Genomic DNA, 13,846 nt, shown 5'->3' on the forward strand with positions numbered 1-13,846 from the left:
CTTATCCGGCGGCGTCCTCGCCGGGTTCGCCGGTGTGCATGCTCAGCAGCAGCACCGCGTCGCCGTCGGCCTCCACCCGGTGGCCGACCATGGCCGGCAGGTGCACCAGCCGGCCGGGGGAGAGCTCCTCGGCCCGGTCGCCGACGATGAACCGGGCGGTGCCCCGGATCCCCTGCACCGTGATCGGGTGCGCGGCCTTGTGATCGGGCAGCACCTGGCCGGCGGTGAAGCGCATCGCGATCAGGTTCACCCCGGCCACAGAGGCCAGCCGGGCGATCGCGGGCCGGTCGCCCTCGGCCGGCGCCGGGGCCTCCGCGGTGATGTCGTGGGCGGTGAGCCGGGCCGAGTCGGCGCCGGCGGCCACCCCCTCGGCGAAGGTGATCTCGTGGCCGGGGGCGAGGGTCTTCTCGCAGATCAGGCTCACCGCGCGCAGGTGCTCGGCGTTGCGGGTGAACACCTCGCGCATGCCGAGCACCCGCTTGCGGGCCGCGGGGTTGCGGGCCAGGTTCGCCGCGATCCGGGCGACCCCGGCGGGGCCCTCGTCGTCGAGCATCTGCCGCGGGTCGAGCAGCCCCATCGCGGTGGTGCGCGCCTCCACCACCCGGAAGCCGTGGGACTCGAACAGTCCGGTCCACTCGGCGACGGTGAGCGGCCGGGCGTTGACCTTGATGGAGCGGGCGAGCTGCTTGCGCAGATCCTCCTTGACCTCCTCGGCGACGTCGTCGGGGGCCAGGGCCAGCTCGTGGATGGCGTAGCGGCCGCCGGCGGCGAGCAGCCGGTGCGCCTCCTCGATGATCGCGGCCTTGCCCCGGTCGCCCTGCATGGTGAGCATCGCCTCGCCGACGACCACGTCGGCGCAGCCGTCGTCGAGGCCGGTGTCGTGCGCCTTGGCGGTGACCACCCGGCCGGCGTCGCCGATCGCCTCGGCGGTGGCGGCCACGGCCACGGCGTCCTCGTCCACCCCGACGTAGGAGGCGGGGTGCCGGTCCAGCAGCTCCCGGGCGGTCAGCCCCAGGCCGGGGGCGAATTCCACGACCCGGGCGCCGGTGGGCCGGGCCCGGTCGACCATCCAGCCGGTGAGCTTGCGGCCGCCGGGGCGCAGCACCCGCTTGCCGAGCTTGGCGAGCAGCCAGTGCCCGCCGAGGTGCTCGTCATCGCGGTCGCGTTTGTTGCCGCGGGCGTGCGCGGCGTCGGGGGTGGGGGTGGATGCGGTATCGGACACGGCCGTACTCCTGTAAATCGGGATCTGAGACTCCGATTTCCAGTATGCCCGATATTCACGATGAGGGAACCCTCAGCTGTGTTTGCGCAGATGCTCCGCCAGGGCGGCCCCGGTGGCGGCGTCGTCGACGGAGATGTGCAGCGGCATCCCGGTGGTGCGCCGGATCCGCAGGCCCTCGCCGCCGCGCAGCAGGATGGCGGTGCCGGCCCCGGAGAGCCGCCAGCCCCAGCCGCCGAAGTCGCCGGGGGCCAGCTGCACCGCCTCCACCGCGGTGATCTGCGACCAGGGCAGCTCCCCGCGGGGCAGCGGCAGCGGCACGCAGCGCCAGTGCACCCCGGAGGCGTCGATGCGCACCTGCACCGCCCGCAGGGCCCCCATGACCACGGCCCCGAGCAGGGCGGTCGCGCCCAGGACCCAGGTGGCCACCGGCTCGCCCTCCCGGTAGAGCCAGATGGCGGGCAGACCGGGGGCGAGCACGGACACGGCGACCAGCGCCCACCAGCCGACGGGGCGCATCCGGGCGGAGCCGAACCACACCGAGGCGGAGTGCTCGGGTAGGCCCAGTGGCTCCCGGGCGGCCGGGGCGGGGGCGCCGGGCAGCCGGGGGGTGGCCGCGGCGGCGAGCGCGCCCAGGGCCACCGCGGCGGCGATTACCGCCGCCGTGGCGGCCCCGGTGAGCCGGGCGCCGGCGGCGTCGGCGAGGCCGCGCTGGGCGCCCATCCCGGCCACCGCGATCCCGGCGACCACGCCTGCGCCGAAGACGAAGACGCCCACGGTGATCCGGGAGCCCGCGCCGGCGGCGATGCTGCTGCGCGCGAGCAGCCCGCCGACCAGGGCCATGGAGGCGGTCACCGCGGCGGAGAGAAGGATGAACGGCAGCGGGGAGCCGAAGCCGTCGGCGGCTCCGGAGGCCCGGAAGTGCACCGCCATCGGGTCCGGCAGCTCGCCCAGCACGGCCAGCCCGTAGCCGAGCGGGAGCAGCGCCAGGGCCAGCGGGGCGCCGATCATGAGGGCCAGCAGCCGGCGGGCGGCGGTGTCCCGCGGGGAACGATCGCCCATCACGCCACCCCCCGGCAGGCCAGCGCGCCGACCAGGGTGTCCAGGGGGGTGCCGGCGGCGCGGGCGGCGGCGGCGAGCTCGTCGAGGGCGGCGGCCACCGCCGCGGGCAGTGCCGGGGCGCGGCGCACCGTGGCCCCGCGGCCGCGGCGCAGCTCGATGACCCCGGTGTCGCGCAGCCGGCGGTAGGCGCGCAGCACCGTGTTGCGGTTGAGGCCCAGGCCGCCGGCGAGCTCCTCGGCGCCGGGCAGGCGCTCGCCGGGGGCGAGATCCCCGGCGGCGACCGCGGTGGTGACCGCGGTGACGATCTGGGCGTAGAGCGGCGTCGCCGATCCGGGGTCGACGGTGATGATCATCTAGGGGCTCCTCAGGTCTCGGTGGGTGAGCAGGTGCACGGCGGCGGCGAGCGCGGCGAGGGTGACCGCCGCACCCGCGGCGAGCGGCCCGGTCAGGGGCGGGCCGGGCTCCGCCGCGGCGGCGAGGTCGGCGGTGGCGCGCAGCAGCCCGGCCGGGGACCATTCCGCGATAACGGGCCACAGCGACGCTACCGCCATCGCGGCGACGTAGCCGATGCCGGCGGCCGCGGCGGCCAGGGCGCCGGCGCCCGCGGCGGCCGCGAGGAGGGTCACCGCGATGACCGAGGCGGCGAAGACCAGCCAGACGGCGACCCCGGCGGCGAGATCCCCGGCCCCGGCGAGGGGGTCGTCGAAGAAGGGCAGCGCCGCGGCGACGGTCAGCGCGGTGCCCGCGGCGATGATCGCCGCCACCGCGGCGAAGGCCGCGCCGAAGGCGGTGAGCAGGTAGCCGGCCCGCGGCACCGGCCGGGTGAGCACCGTCGCCGCGGTGCCCCGGTCCAGGTCCGCGGCGAGGGTCGCCGCGGCGACCACCGGCACCAGCAGGCCGAGCAGCTGGGTGAGGTGGGAAGTCCACTGCGCCCAGGCGTCGGCCAGGGCCGGTTCGGCGAGGAAGCGCACCGACACCCCCTCGGCCTCGCCGAGGGCCCCGGTGAGCAGATCCGGCAGATGCCGCGCCAGGGCGGGGCCGGTGGCGGCGAGCACGGCGGCGAGCGCGGCCAGCGCCCGGGTGGTCCAGCTGGCGGCGAGGCAGCGCGCCCAGCGGCGGGCCAGCACGGCGGTCATCGCGCACCCCCCGCCGGGGCCAGCGCGGCGGTGAAGGCCTCCTGCAGCCCGGCGCCGGGGTCGAGGGCGACCTCGGCGCAGCCGGCGGCGGCCAGCGCCGCGGCGGCGGCGCCGGCGTCGGCGCAGCGGAACCGGGCGCTCATCGGCGGCGGATCCCCGGCATGCCGGGCGACCAGCTCCGCCAGCGGCCCGGAGTCGACCACCCGGCCGGCGTCGAGGAAGGCGGCCCGGTCGCAGATCGCGGCGACGTCGGCCATGGCGTGGGTGGAGAAGAACACCGTCACCCGGCCGCGCAGCCCGGCGAGCACGGCGAGCACCTCGGCGCGGGCGATGGGGTCCAGGGCGGAGGTCGGCTCGTCGAGGATGAGCACCTCCGGGTCGGCGAGCAGGGCGTGCGCGATGCCGAGGCGCTGGCGCATGCCCCGGGAGTAGCCGGCGACCGCGCCGGCGGCGCCGTCGAGGCGGGTCAACCGCAGCACCTCGCCGATCCGGGTCTCCAGCGCGGGCCCGGACAGGCCGGCGAGCCGGCCCGCCTGGCGCAGCGCGCCGGGCCCGTCGCACCAGGGGTCCACGGCGGGCACGTCGGGCAGGTAGCCGCAGGCGGCAAGGGCCGCGGCGCTGCCGGCGGGGTGCCCGGCGACGCGGGCGAGCCCGGCGTCGGCGCGGTGCAGGCCCATCAGGATCCGCAGGGTGGTGGTCTTGCCGGAGCCGTTGCGGCCGAGGAAGCCGAAGAGACTGCCGGCGGGCACGGCGAGGTCCAGCCCGGGCAGCACCACGGCGCCGCGGTAGGACTTGCGCAGGCCCCGGATCTCGATCGCCGGGGGCGCGTCGGCGGGCGCCGGCCCGCGCCGGCTGGCCCGCGGGGCGGCCGGGGGCGCGGGATCGGCGGGCTGCCCGGCGTCGCCGGCGGCGGGGTCGCGGACCGGCTCCGGGGCCCGGCCCAGGGTGAGGAAGGCGATGGGCCCGATGATGTTGGCGATGACGATGGCGAGGATCCAGCCGAGCCGGCCGGTGTGCCGCAGCCGGTTCGCCGGGGTGCGGGCCAGGGCCACCAGGGCGGCCGCCATGAGGCCGAGCTGGACCAGGGCGAGCAGGCCGAGGGCGGCCAGCGCCGGGCCGGGCAGGTCGGCGAGGCCGGCGAGGTCCTCGGCGGCGCCGGCGTGGAGGGCGGCGCGGGGGGCGGATGCTGCGGTCACGGGATCTCCCGGGGGTCGTGCGGGCCGCGCGGGCTGCGCGGCCGATACCTAAAGTGATAGCACAACTAGCACAACCCGGTGCCGTGGCGGGCCGCTAGAATCGCCCGAATGATCGCCGACACCATCGCCGCCGAACTCGACGTCGCCGCCCGGCGGGTGGCCGCCGCCATCGCGCTGCTCGACGAGGGCAACACCGTGCCCTTCATCGCCCGCTACCGCAAGGAGGCCACCGGCGGCCTCGACGACACCCAGCTGCGCACCATCGCCGACCGCGTGACCTACCTGCGCGAACTCGACGCCCGCAAGCAGACCGTGCTCACCGCCATCGAGGCCCAGGGCAAGCTCACCGGGCAGCTGCGCGCCCTCATCGCCGGCTGCGACTCCAAGGCCCGCCTGGAGGACCTCTACCTGCCCTTCAAACGCCGCCGCCGCACCCGGGCGGACATCGCCCGCGAGGCCGGCCTGGACGCCCTGGCCGACGCCCTCGTCGCCCACCCCGACGCCGACCCCGCCGACCTCGCCGCGGGCCACCTCGCCGAGGGCTTCGCCGACGCCGAGGCGGCCCTGGCCGGGGCCCGGGACATCATCGTCGACCGGCTGGCCACCGATCCCGACCTGGTCGGCGGCACCCGGGAGCGCGTCTGGGCGGACGGGGTGCTGCGCGCCGCGGTGGTCGAGGGCAGGGAGGACTCCGGGGCGAAGTACCGGGACTACTTCGACCACGCCGAGCCCCTCACCGCGATGCCCGGGCACCGGGTGCTCGCCATGCTGCGCGGCGAGGCCGAGGGGGTGCTCTCCCTCAGCGTCGACGCCGGGGAGGACGCCGTCCACGAGGAGCGGGTGCGCGCCGCCGGCGACCTGCCCCGCTCACCCTGGCTGGACCGGGCGGTGCGCGCGGCCTGGCGCACCCGGCTGGCCCCCGGTGCCGCCCTCGACGCGCGCAACCGGCTGCGCGAACGCGCCGAGGACGAGGCGGTGGCCGTCTTCGCCCGCAATCTGCGGGATCTGCTGCTGGCCGCCCCCGCGGGCCGGCGGGCCACCCTCGGCCTGGACCCCGGCTACCGCAACGGGGTGAAATGCGCCGTGGTCGACGGCACCGGCAAGGTGCTGGCCACCGCCGTGGTGCACCCGCACCAGCCCACCCGGCGCTGGGCGGAGTCCCGGGCCCGGCTGGCCGAGCTGGCCGCCGACCACGGCGTGGAGCTCATCGCCGTCGGCAACGGCACCGCCAGCCGGGAGACCCTCCGGCTGGCCCGGGAGGTCGGCGAGCTCCTCGCCGCCGCCGGCGGGACCGCCCCGCAGACCGTCACCGTCTCCGAGGCCGGCGCCTCGGTGTACTCCGCCTCCGCCGCGGCCGCCGCCGAATTCCCGGACATGGACGTCTCCCTGCGCGGGGCGGTGTCCATCGCCCGCCGGCTGCAGGATCCGCTCGCGGAGCTGGTGAAGATCGACCCCAGGTCCATCGGGGTGGGCCAGTACCAGCACGACGTCTCCCAGGCCAAGCTCGCCGCCGGCCTCGACGCGGTGGTGGAGGACGCGGTCAACGCCGTCGGCGTGGAGGTCAACACGGCCAGCGCCGCGCTGCTCGCCCGGGTCGCCGGGGTGAGCGCCACCGTGGCCGGCAACATCGTCGCGCACCGTGACGCCCATGGCGCCTTCACCTCCCGCGCGGAGCTGCTCGACGTGCCCCGGCTGGGCCCCCGCGCCTACGAGCAGTGCGCCGGGTTCCTGCGCATCCACGGGGCCGCCAACCCCCTCGACGCCTCCGCGGTGCACCCGGAGTCCTACCCCGTGGCCGACCGGATCGCCGCCGCCGCCGGCCTCGGCGTCGCCGAGCTCATCGGCAACGCCGCCGCACTGGGCCGGCTCGATCCGGCCGACTTCGTCGACGAGGCCGCCGGGGTGGGCCTGCCCACCGTCGCCGACATCCTCGCCGAACTCGACAAGCCCGGCCGGGACCCCCGCCCGGCCTTCCGCACCGCGGCGCTGCGCGAGGACGTCGCCGAGCCCGCCGACCTGGTCCCCGGCATGATCCTGGAGGGCACCGTGACCAACGTCGCCGCCTTCGGCGCCTTCGTGGACATCGGGGTGCACCAGGACGGGCTGGTGCACGTCTCCGCCCTCGCCGACCGCTACGTCGCCGACCCGCATGAGGTGGTCGCCTCCGGCCAGGTGGTCCGGGTCAAGGTCCTCGACGTGGACCTGGACCGCAAGCGGATCGGGCTGAGCATGCGCCTGGCCGACGAGCCCGCCGCCGCGGGGGCCGGGCGCGCCGGGCGGGGCGGCCGCGGGGGCGGCGCCGGGGGGAGCGGCGGATCCCGGGGCCGGCGCCGGGCCGGCGGCCGCGGGCGCGGCGGCGACTCCGGGGCCGGGGGCGGGGGAGCGATGGCCGAGGCGCTCCGCCGCGCCGGATTCGAGCGGTAGCCTGGGGTGCCATGGAGCATCGCACCCGGGTATCCGCCCTGATCGACCCCGCGGACTGGCCGGCGGTGGCCGGGCGGCTGCGCGCCGCGGCCGCCGCCGCCGGCCTGGAGGTCGCCGAGCTCGGCCATGAGGTGCAGCGGTCCTTCTGCGAGGCCGACAACATGCTGCTCGACGAGGCGCGGGCCCGCGGGGCGACCCCGCCCACCGCGGAACTGGTGCACATCGAGGCCGCGCTGCGCGGCGATGCCCCGGATCGGGCGGTGACCGCCCTGGTCGCCGGGGCGCTGCCGGACGGCGCGCCCTGGTACGGCACCACGACCCGCCCGCGGCCGGGATTTGGGGGCGGCGGCCCGGACATGCCATAATGCCCGGGTTGCCCGCGACCGGAGCCGGTCGCGGGGGCTTCACATGTCTCGGGCATGAACCGGTCGAGCGCCCCGCCACCAGGGGAGGAGCCGCCAGGGTCCTCTGTCCACAGCGAAAGCTAAAGGAAAATACACCGATGAACATTCTGGACAAGGTCGACGCCGCGTCGCTGCGCGACGACATCCCCGAGTTCCGCGCCGGCGACACCGTCGAGGTGCACGTGCGGATCGTGGAGGGCAAGAACGAGCGCATCCAGGTCTTCAAGGGCGTCGTGATCCGCCGCCAGGGCGGCGGCATCCGGGAGACCTTCACCGTCCGCAAGATCTCCTTCGGCATCGGCGTGGAGCGCACCTTCCCGGTGCACTCCCCGAACATCGACCACATCGACGTCGTCTTCCGCGGCGACGTCCGGCGTGCGAAGCTGTACTACCTGCGCAACCTGCGCGGCAAGGCCGCCCGCATCCGCGAGAAGCGCTGAGGCCACCCCGCCCGCGCGACGCCCCCGCCGGCCCCTCCCGGGCCGCGGGGGCGTCGCCGATCCCGGGCGGGCCGGCGCGCCCCGCGGCCACCCCCGCGGGTCCACCATCCGGGGCGCGGGATTGTATAGATTCATCTCATGTTCGCCATCAACCGGGCCCGCCGCGCGGGCCGCACCGGACTCGCGGCCATCCTCGCCGCCGCCCTCGCCCTCCTGCCCGCCCCCGCCGCGGCCGCCGAGGCCGCCCCCGCCGTCGACGGCTTCCACTGGGGGGTGGCCTCCTCCGGTTTCCAGGTGGAGGGCTCCAACCCCGACTCCAACTGGCTGCGCTACGTCGAGGCCAACCAGGACGGCCCGGACGTCGACCCGGTCGGCAACGCCGCCGACTTCTGGAACCGCTACGAGGAGGACATCGCCAACGCCGCCTCGATGGGGGTGAACACCTACCGGATCTCCGTGGAATGGGCCCGGATCGAGCCCGAGCAGGGCCGCTTCGACGAGGCCGCCCTGGCCCACTACGACCGGATCATCGGCGCCATCCGGGCGCACGGGATGACCCCCATGATCACCATGGTGCACTACGTCTACCCGGGCTGGCTGGCCGACCGCGGCGGTTTCCTGGACCCGGAGGCGCCGGCCCTGTTCGGCCGCTTCGCCGAGCTCATCACCGAGCGCTGGGCCGGCGCGGGCACCATGTGGGTGACCTTCAACGAGCCGCTGGTCTTCTTCGGCCACGAGGTCGAGATCGGCATGATCCGGGCCACCGACATGCCCGCCTTCCTGGACAACGTGGTCGCCGCCCACAAGCTCGGCTACGCCGCCGCGCACGCCGCCGACCCGGCGGCGATGGTCACCACCAACGAGGCCTTCCTGCCCGCGGTGACCGGGATCACCGACCTGATGCTGCTGGACCGGGTGCGCGACAGCCTGGACTACGTCGGCATCGACTACTACTACGGGCTCAGCGCCGACAACCTCTCCGCGATCCACGCCGCCAGCGCGGACTTCGGCCGGGTGCGCCCCCAGCCGGACGGGGTCTACGAGGCGATCCGGCATTTCGCCGGCGCCTTCCCGGGCCTGCCCATCTACATCGTGGAGAACGGGATGCCGAGCATCAACGGCGCCCGCGAGGACGGCGCCACCCGCGGCGACTTCGTCAGCGACACGGTGTTCTGGATCCAGCGGGCCATCGCCGACGGCTACCCGGTGATCGGCTACAACCACTGGTCCATCACCGACAACTACGAATGGGGCGACTACTCCGCCCGGTTCGGGCTGTACCGGATCGACATCCTCGACGATCCCGCGCTCACCCGCCGGCCCACCTCCGGGGTGGCGGCCTACCGCGAGCTCATCGCCGGGGGCGGGGTGGCCGCCGGCTACCGCCCGGCGAACCCGCCGGCGAAGTGCTCCGCGGCCCGGATCCCGGACTCCTGCCTGAACCCGCCGGCGGTGGACGGCCCGCTCGCGCGCATCCGCGGCTGAGCCCGCGCGCGCTTGTATAGTCGCCTTCCATGACCACCGAGCACCGCCCCGCCGGCCCGGCCGGCGCAGGGGACCCCGCCGACGACCCCGCCGACGACCCCGCCACCGCCGCCCGCCCCGCCACGGGGCCGGACGCCGGGGCGGGGCGGCCGGCGGATCCGGCGGACCCGGCGGCGTCCGCGGACGCGGGGGAGGACGCGCCCGCGGATCCGGAGCGGCGCACCCCCTGGTACGTCGAGATCCCGATCATCATCGTGATCGCGCTGCTCATCAGCGTCGGGGTGCAGACCTTCATCGGACGGGTCTACCTCATCCCCTCGGAGTCCATGGAGCCCACCCTGCACGGCTGCGCCGGCTGCACCGGGGACCGGATCTGGGTGGACAAGCTCGCCTACCGCTTCGGGGATCCCGAACCCGGCGATGTGGTGGTCTTCAACGGGCCCGACTCCTGGGACCCGGTGTTCACCACGCAGCGCTCCGCCAATCCGGTGCTGAACAGCGTGCAGACCGTCGGCTCCTGGATCGGCGTCGTCGCCCCCGATGAGAACGCGCTGGTCAAGCGGGTCATCGCGGTGGGCGGGCAGACGGTGCGGTGCACCCCCGGCGATCCCGGGGTGATGGTCGACGGCGCCCCCGTGGACGACTCCTACACCCTGGATCCGCCGGCCTACCCGGTGGACCCGGCGGTGGGCTCCGAGGCCTGCGGCGGACCCTACTTCGGGCCGCTGACCGTGCCCGAGGGGGCGCTGTGGATGATGGGCGACAACCGCACCAACTCCATGGACTCGCGCTACCACCAGGGCGATGAGCACCAGGGCACCATCCCGCGCGATGCGGTGGTGGGCAAGGTGCGCGCGGTGATCCTGCCCTTCAGCCGCATCGGCGGCGTCGATGCCCCGGACATCCAGGGCGGCTGAGCGGCGCCGGCCCCGGCTGCGCCGGCTGGCCCAGGATCGGATGCACGAGGTGGCCCTGGCCGCCCGCGGCCTCGGGCCGGTCGCCGGGGTGGACGAGGCCGGCCGCGGCGCCTGCGCCGGCCCCCTGGTCGCCGCCGCCTGCATCCTCGACCCGCCGATCGCCCCGGAGCTGGCCGGGCTCACCGACTCCAAGAGGCTCAGCCCCGCCGCCCGGGCCCGGCTGGAGCCGGCGATCAAGTCCGTCGCCCGGGCCTGGGCGGTGGTCGCCGTGGAACCGGCGGAGATCGACGCCCGCGGGATCACCCACGCCAACCTCTCCGCGATGCGCCGGGCGGTCGCCGCCCTGGACCCGGCCCCCGGCTACGTGCTCGTCGACGCCTGGCGGGTGCCCGGCCTGGCCGTGCCGCAGCTGCCGATCATCGGCGGGGACGCGGCGGCGCGGTGCATCGCCGCGGCGAGTGTCCTCGCCAAAGTGGCCCGCGACCGGATTATGGTTGACCACGACACCCGGTGGCCGGGCTACGGCTTCGCCGCCCACAAGGGCTACGGCACCCGAGCGCACATGGCCGCGCTGGCGCGGCTGGGGCCCGCCGGCTGCCACCGGATGAGCTACGCCAACGTCCGCGCCGCCTGCGCGGCCGACACCGACGACGAGGGAGCCAGATGAGCGCCGAGGACCTGGACAACTACGAGGCCGAGGTCGAGCTGTCGCTCTACCGCGAGTACCGCGACGTGGTGAGCCAGTTCTCCTACGTGGTGGAGACCGAGCGGCGCTTCTACCTGGCCAACGCCGTCGAGCTCATCCCGCACAACTCCGGCGGGGAGGTCTACTTCGAGCTGCGCATGTCCGACGCCTGGGTGTGGGACATGTACCGCCCGGCCCGGTTCGTCCGCTTCGTCCGGGTGATCACCTTCAAGGACGTCAACATCGAGGAGCTCGACAAACCGGATCTGCGGCTGCCCGACTAGCCCGGGCGGCCGGGCAGCGCACATTCCCGGAACCGTGCACACCCGGCCCGCCGGCGCGATGCGCCGGCGGGCCGCGGCGCGCCCGCGGTGGCAGCATCGCCGGCGACGGGCCCGGTCGCCGGGGCGCCGCCGGCGCCCCGCCGGGCCCGGGGACGGGGGAGCGGCGGATGCGGCTGCGGCGGCGGAGCGGGTCGGGCGGGGCGGACGCGGGCGGGGGCGGCCCCGCCGGGGCCCGCCGCGCGGCGGGGGCGGGGGCCTGATGGGCGCGGCGGCGTGGGCCTATCTCGCCCGGGTGGTGGAGGGGCCGCACCGGGAGCTCAACGCGCTGCTCGGGGAGGTCGGCCCGGAGGAGGCCGCGGAGCGGATCCGCGCCCGCCGGGGGCTGCCGCCGGGCCTGGCCCGGGCCACCGAGGCCCGCCACGCCGAGGATCGGGCGGCCGCGGATCTGGAGTCGGCGGCGGCCACCGGGTTCCGGCTGGTCACCCCGGAGGACCCGGAATGGCCGGTGGCGGCGGTGCAGGCCTTCGCCCGCGGCGGGGCGCGGGCCCCGGCGCCCCATGCGCTGTGGGTGCGCGGGGCCCCGCTGGCCGGGCTGCTCGGGGAGGCCGTCGGCGTGGTCGGCACCCGGGCGGCCTCCGGCTACGGGCTGCGCCTGGCGGCGGAGATCTCCGCCGGGCTGGCCGGCGCGGGGGTGACCGTGCTCTCCGGGGGCGCCCTCGGCGTGGACGCCCAGGCGCACCGGGCGGCGCTGGCGGCCGGCGGGCGCACCGTGGTCATCGCCGCCGCCGGGCCCGGGGTGACCTACCCGCCGGCGCATCACCGGCTGTTCCGGGAGGTCGCGGAATCCGGGGCGGTGGTCACCGAGTACCCGCCGGGGACGCGGCCGGCCCGGCACCGCTTCCTCACCCGCAACCGGCTCATCGCCGGGCTCGGCGGGGCGCTGGTGCTGGTGGAGGCCGGCTGGCGCTCCGGGGCCCGCAACACCGTGCACTGGGCGGGCCGGCTGGGCCGGCCGGTGGGGGCGGTGCCCGGCCCGGTCGGCGCGGCCGGGGCCACCGGCTGCCATGCCGCGATCCGGGAGGGCGAGGCCACCCTGGTCACCGGGGCCCGCGATGTGCTGGGGCTGCTGCGCCCGGTGGGCGCCGTGCACGAGGACGCCCAGCTGGAGCTGGACTGGGCCCCGGACCCGGTGCAGGCGCTGCCCCGGGAGGAGCTGCGGATCTACGACGCCACCCCGCCGCGGGGCCCGGGGGCGCGGGTCCGCGAGATCGCCGCCGAGGCGGGGGTCCCGCCGGGGCTGACCGCCCAGCTGCTCACCGCCCTGGAGACCAAGGCGCTGGTGCGCCGGGAGGGTGCGCGCTGGCGGCGGTGCGTCGGGGCCGCGACCGGCCGCGGGGGAGGTGCCGGCAAAAAAATTTCCCGGGATTGACCTGCGAAAACGAAGTTTTCCCGGAAAAAACCCGGATCGGGGGGTTGCGCTCGCCGGGGGAATCTGTACTATAGGCCAGGCAAGCCTAAGTGAGGAAGTTGGTGCGGGCTGGCGCCGACTTCCACAGCCCCTGCGGGGTAAGGTCTTGCATCATGGGTGAGGCACGGGCGGCGGCGTCGCGGACTCCGGATTCAACTCCGGAACCGCAGACGCCGCCGCCCTCCGTTTCGCCCGGAGCATCCCGGGAGGCGCCGATGGCCGAGGACCTCGCCCCCGGCGTGGAGGCGGTGCTCGGGGACTTCCTGGACCACATCCGGCTCTCCCGGGGCCTGGCCGAGCGCACCGCCGCCGGCTACCGCGCGGATCTGGTGCCGCTGCTGCGCGGCCTGGACCGGATCGGGGATCTCGACCTGCGCCGGATCCGGGCCCACCTGGCCCGCCGGCACGCCGCCGGCGCGGCCCGCTCCTCGATGGCCCGGGCGGCGACCTCGATCCGGCTCTTCGGCGCCTGGTGCGCCGAGAACGGCATCCTGCCCGCCGACCCGGCCGCCCGGCTCACCGCGCCGGGGCCGCGCCATGAGCTGCCCGAGATCCTCAGCGCCGAGCAGGCGGCCACCGCGCTCGGCGCCCTCGCCACCGCCGCCGCGGAATCCGGGGAGCCGGGCCCGGCCCGGGATCTGGTGGTCGCCGAACTGCTCTACGCCACCGCGATCCGGGTCGGCGAGCTGTGCGGGCTGGATCTCGGCGACGTGGACCTGGACCGGCGCACCCTGGTGGTCACCGGCAAGGGCGACCGGCAGCGCACCGTGCCCTTCGGCCCGGCCGCCGCCGCGGCGGTGACCCGCTGGCTGGCCGGGCGCGGCCGGCTGGCCCGGCCGGACTCCCCGCCAGCGCTGCTGCTCGGCGATCGCGGCGGCCGCCTCGATCCCCGGCAGGCCCGCCGGATCGTGCACCGGGTCACCGCCGCCACCGGGGTGGACCTGTCCCCGCACGGGCTGCGCCATTCCGCGGCCACCCACCTGGTGGAGGGCGGGGCGGATCTGCGGGTGGTGCAGGAGCTGCTCGGCCACCGCAGCCTGGGCACCACGCAGATCTACACCCACGTCTCCGTGGACCGGCTCCGCGAGGCGCACCGCCGTGCGCATCCGCGCGCCTGAGCCCCGCC

General features: G+C 76.7%; 14 protein-coding genes. 9 read left to right on the forward strand and 5 right to left on the reverse strand.

All coding sequences use genetic code 11. The annotated features are described in order from the left end of the window. Window position 1 precedes the first annotated feature (1 nt). The 5 genes from CSPHI_RS12740 to CSPHI_RS05130 form a co-directional block, all read right to left on the reverse strand. Window positions 2–1,222 carry a methyltransferase domain-containing protein gene (locus CSPHI_RS12740; protein WP_075691798.1) on the reverse strand — a complete coding sequence of 407 codons (1,221 nt, stop codon included), beginning with the start codon at window positions 1,220–1,222 and terminating at the stop codon, window positions 2–4. 72 nt (window positions 1,223–1,294) lie between these two features. Beyond that, entirely contained in the window at window positions 1,295–2,281 is a 987-nt protein-coding gene (locus CSPHI_RS05115; protein WP_075691799.1) for a DUF1648 domain-containing protein, read from the reverse strand. Then, window positions 2,281–2,634 (reverse strand): GntR family transcriptional regulator, encoded by a 354-nt coding sequence (locus CSPHI_RS05120; protein ID WP_075691800.1) that lies wholly within the window; start codon window positions 2,632–2,634, stop codon window positions 2,281–2,283. The genes CSPHI_RS05115 and CSPHI_RS05120 overlap by 1 nt, the downstream gene beginning before the upstream one ends. Next, window positions 2,635–3,417 carry a hypothetical protein gene (locus CSPHI_RS05125; RefSeq protein WP_075691801.1) on the reverse strand — a complete coding sequence of 261 codons (783 nt, stop codon included), beginning with the start codon at window positions 3,415–3,417 and terminating at the stop codon, window positions 2,635–2,637. It abuts the gene before it with no gap. After that, window positions 3,414–4,613 carry an ATP-binding cassette domain-containing protein gene (locus tag CSPHI_RS05130; RefSeq protein WP_075691802.1) on the reverse strand — a complete coding sequence of 400 codons (1,200 nt, stop codon included), beginning with the start codon at window positions 4,611–4,613 and terminating at the stop codon, window positions 3,414–3,416. Before CSPHI_RS05130 ends, CSPHI_RS05125 begins: the two co-directional genes overlap by 4 nt. 108 nt (window positions 4,614–4,721) lie before the next feature. Between CSPHI_RS05130 and CSPHI_RS05135 the strand changes: the two genes are divergently transcribed. The 9 genes from CSPHI_RS05135 (at window position 4,722) to CSPHI_RS05175 (ending at window position 13,838) form a co-directional block, all read left to right on the forward strand. Next, the gene (locus CSPHI_RS05135) at window positions 4,722–7,037 is read left to right on the forward strand and encodes a Tex family protein (RefSeq protein WP_075691803.1); all 2,316 of its coding nucleotides are present in this window, start codon (window positions 4,722–4,724) and stop codon (window positions 7,035–7,037) included. A gap of 11 nt (window positions 7,038–7,048) precedes the next feature. After that, window positions 7,049–7,402, forward strand: coding sequence for a hypothetical protein (locus CSPHI_RS05140; protein WP_075691804.1), 354 nt, complete (start codon window positions 7,049–7,051; stop codon window positions 7,400–7,402). Between the two features lie 137 nt (window positions 7,403–7,539). Next, window positions 7,540–7,881 (forward strand): 50S ribosomal protein L19, encoded by a 342-nt coding sequence (gene rplS / locus CSPHI_RS05145; RefSeq protein WP_075691805.1) that lies wholly within the window; start codon window positions 7,540–7,542, stop codon window positions 7,879–7,881. Between the two features lie 138 nt (window positions 7,882–8,019). Further along, window positions 8,020–9,366 carry a family 1 glycosylhydrolase gene (locus CSPHI_RS05150; protein WP_075691806.1) on the forward strand — a complete coding sequence of 449 codons (1,347 nt, stop codon included), beginning with the start codon at window positions 8,020–8,022 and terminating at the stop codon, window positions 9,364–9,366. 29 nt (window positions 9,367–9,395) lie between these two features. Then, on the forward strand, window positions 9,396–10,283 hold the full coding sequence (gene lepB, locus CSPHI_RS05155; RefSeq protein ID WP_075691807.1) for a signal peptidase I: 888 nt from the start codon (window positions 9,396–9,398) through the stop codon (window positions 10,281–10,283). A gap of 16 nt (window positions 10,284–10,299) precedes the next feature. Continuing rightward, the gene (locus CSPHI_RS05160; RefSeq protein WP_075693755.1) at window positions 10,300–10,950 is read left to right on the forward strand and encodes a ribonuclease HII; all 651 of its coding nucleotides are present in this window, start codon (window positions 10,300–10,302) and stop codon (window positions 10,948–10,950) included. Then, window positions 10,947–11,252 (forward strand): DUF2469 domain-containing protein, encoded by a 306-nt coding sequence (locus tag CSPHI_RS05165; RefSeq protein ID WP_075691808.1) that lies wholly within the window; start codon window positions 10,947–10,949, stop codon window positions 11,250–11,252. Before CSPHI_RS05160 ends, CSPHI_RS05165 begins: the two co-directional genes overlap by 4 nt. Before the next feature lie 259 nt (window positions 11,253–11,511). Further along, the gene (dprA, locus tag CSPHI_RS05170) at window positions 11,512–12,681 is read left to right on the forward strand and encodes a DNA-processing protein DprA (RefSeq protein WP_075691809.1); all 1,170 of its coding nucleotides are present in this window, start codon (window positions 11,512–11,514) and stop codon (window positions 12,679–12,681) included. A gap of 254 nt (window positions 12,682–12,935) precedes the next feature. After that, complete coding sequence (locus CSPHI_RS05175) at window positions 12,936–13,838, forward strand: tyrosine-type recombinase/integrase (protein ID WP_075691810.1); 903 nt, start codon at window positions 12,936–12,938, stop codon at window positions 13,836–13,838. The last annotated feature ends 8 nt before the right edge of the window (window positions 13,839–13,846 follow it).

The organism is Corynebacterium sphenisci DSM 44792, assembly GCF_001941505.1.
Classification (GTDB): Bacteria; Actinomycetota; Actinomycetes; order Mycobacteriales; family Mycobacteriaceae; genus Corynebacterium; species Corynebacterium sphenisci.

What these genes read in the sequence shown, in the direction of transcription:
- CSPHI_RS05115 (WP_075691799.1), bottom strand. Translation starts at nt 2,281, where the DNA reads ATGGGCGATCGTTCCCCGCGGGACACCGCCGCCCGCCGGCTGCTGGCC.
- CSPHI_RS05120 (WP_075691800.1), bottom strand. Translation starts at nt 2,634, where the DNA reads ATGATCATCACCGTCGACCCCGGATCGGCGACGCCGCTCTACGCCCAG.
- CSPHI_RS05125 (WP_075691801.1), bottom strand. Translation starts at nt 3,417, where the DNA reads ATGACCGCCGTGCTGGCCCGCCGCTGGGCGCGCTGCCTCGCCGCCAGC.
- CSPHI_RS05135 (WP_075691803.1), top strand. Translation starts at nt 4,722, where the DNA reads ATGATCGCCGACACCATCGCCGCCGAACTCGACGTCGCCGCCCGGCGG.
- CSPHI_RS05140 (WP_075691804.1), top strand. Translation starts at nt 7,049, where the DNA reads ATGGAGCATCGCACCCGGGTATCCGCCCTGATCGACCCCGCGGACTGG.
- rplS (WP_075691805.1), top strand. Translation starts at nt 7,540, where the DNA reads ATGAACATTCTGGACAAGGTCGACGCCGCGTCGCTGCGCGACGACATC.
- CSPHI_RS05150 (WP_075691806.1), top strand. Translation starts at nt 8,020, where the DNA reads ATGTTCGCCATCAACCGGGCCCGCCGCGCGGGCCGCACCGGACTCGCG.
- lepB (WP_075691807.1), top strand. Translation starts at nt 9,396, where the DNA reads ATGACCACCGAGCACCGCCCCGCCGGCCCGGCCGGCGCAGGGGACCCC.
- CSPHI_RS05165 (WP_075691808.1), top strand. Translation starts at nt 10,947, where the DNA reads ATGAGCGCCGAGGACCTGGACAACTACGAGGCCGAGGTCGAGCTGTCG.
- dprA (WP_075691809.1), top strand. Translation starts at nt 11,512, where the DNA reads ATGGGCGCGGCGGCGTGGGCCTATCTCGCCCGGGTGGTGGAGGGGCCG.
- CSPHI_RS05175 (WP_075691810.1), top strand. Translation starts at nt 12,936, where the DNA reads ATGGCCGAGGACCTCGCCCCCGGCGTGGAGGCGGTGCTCGGGGACTTC.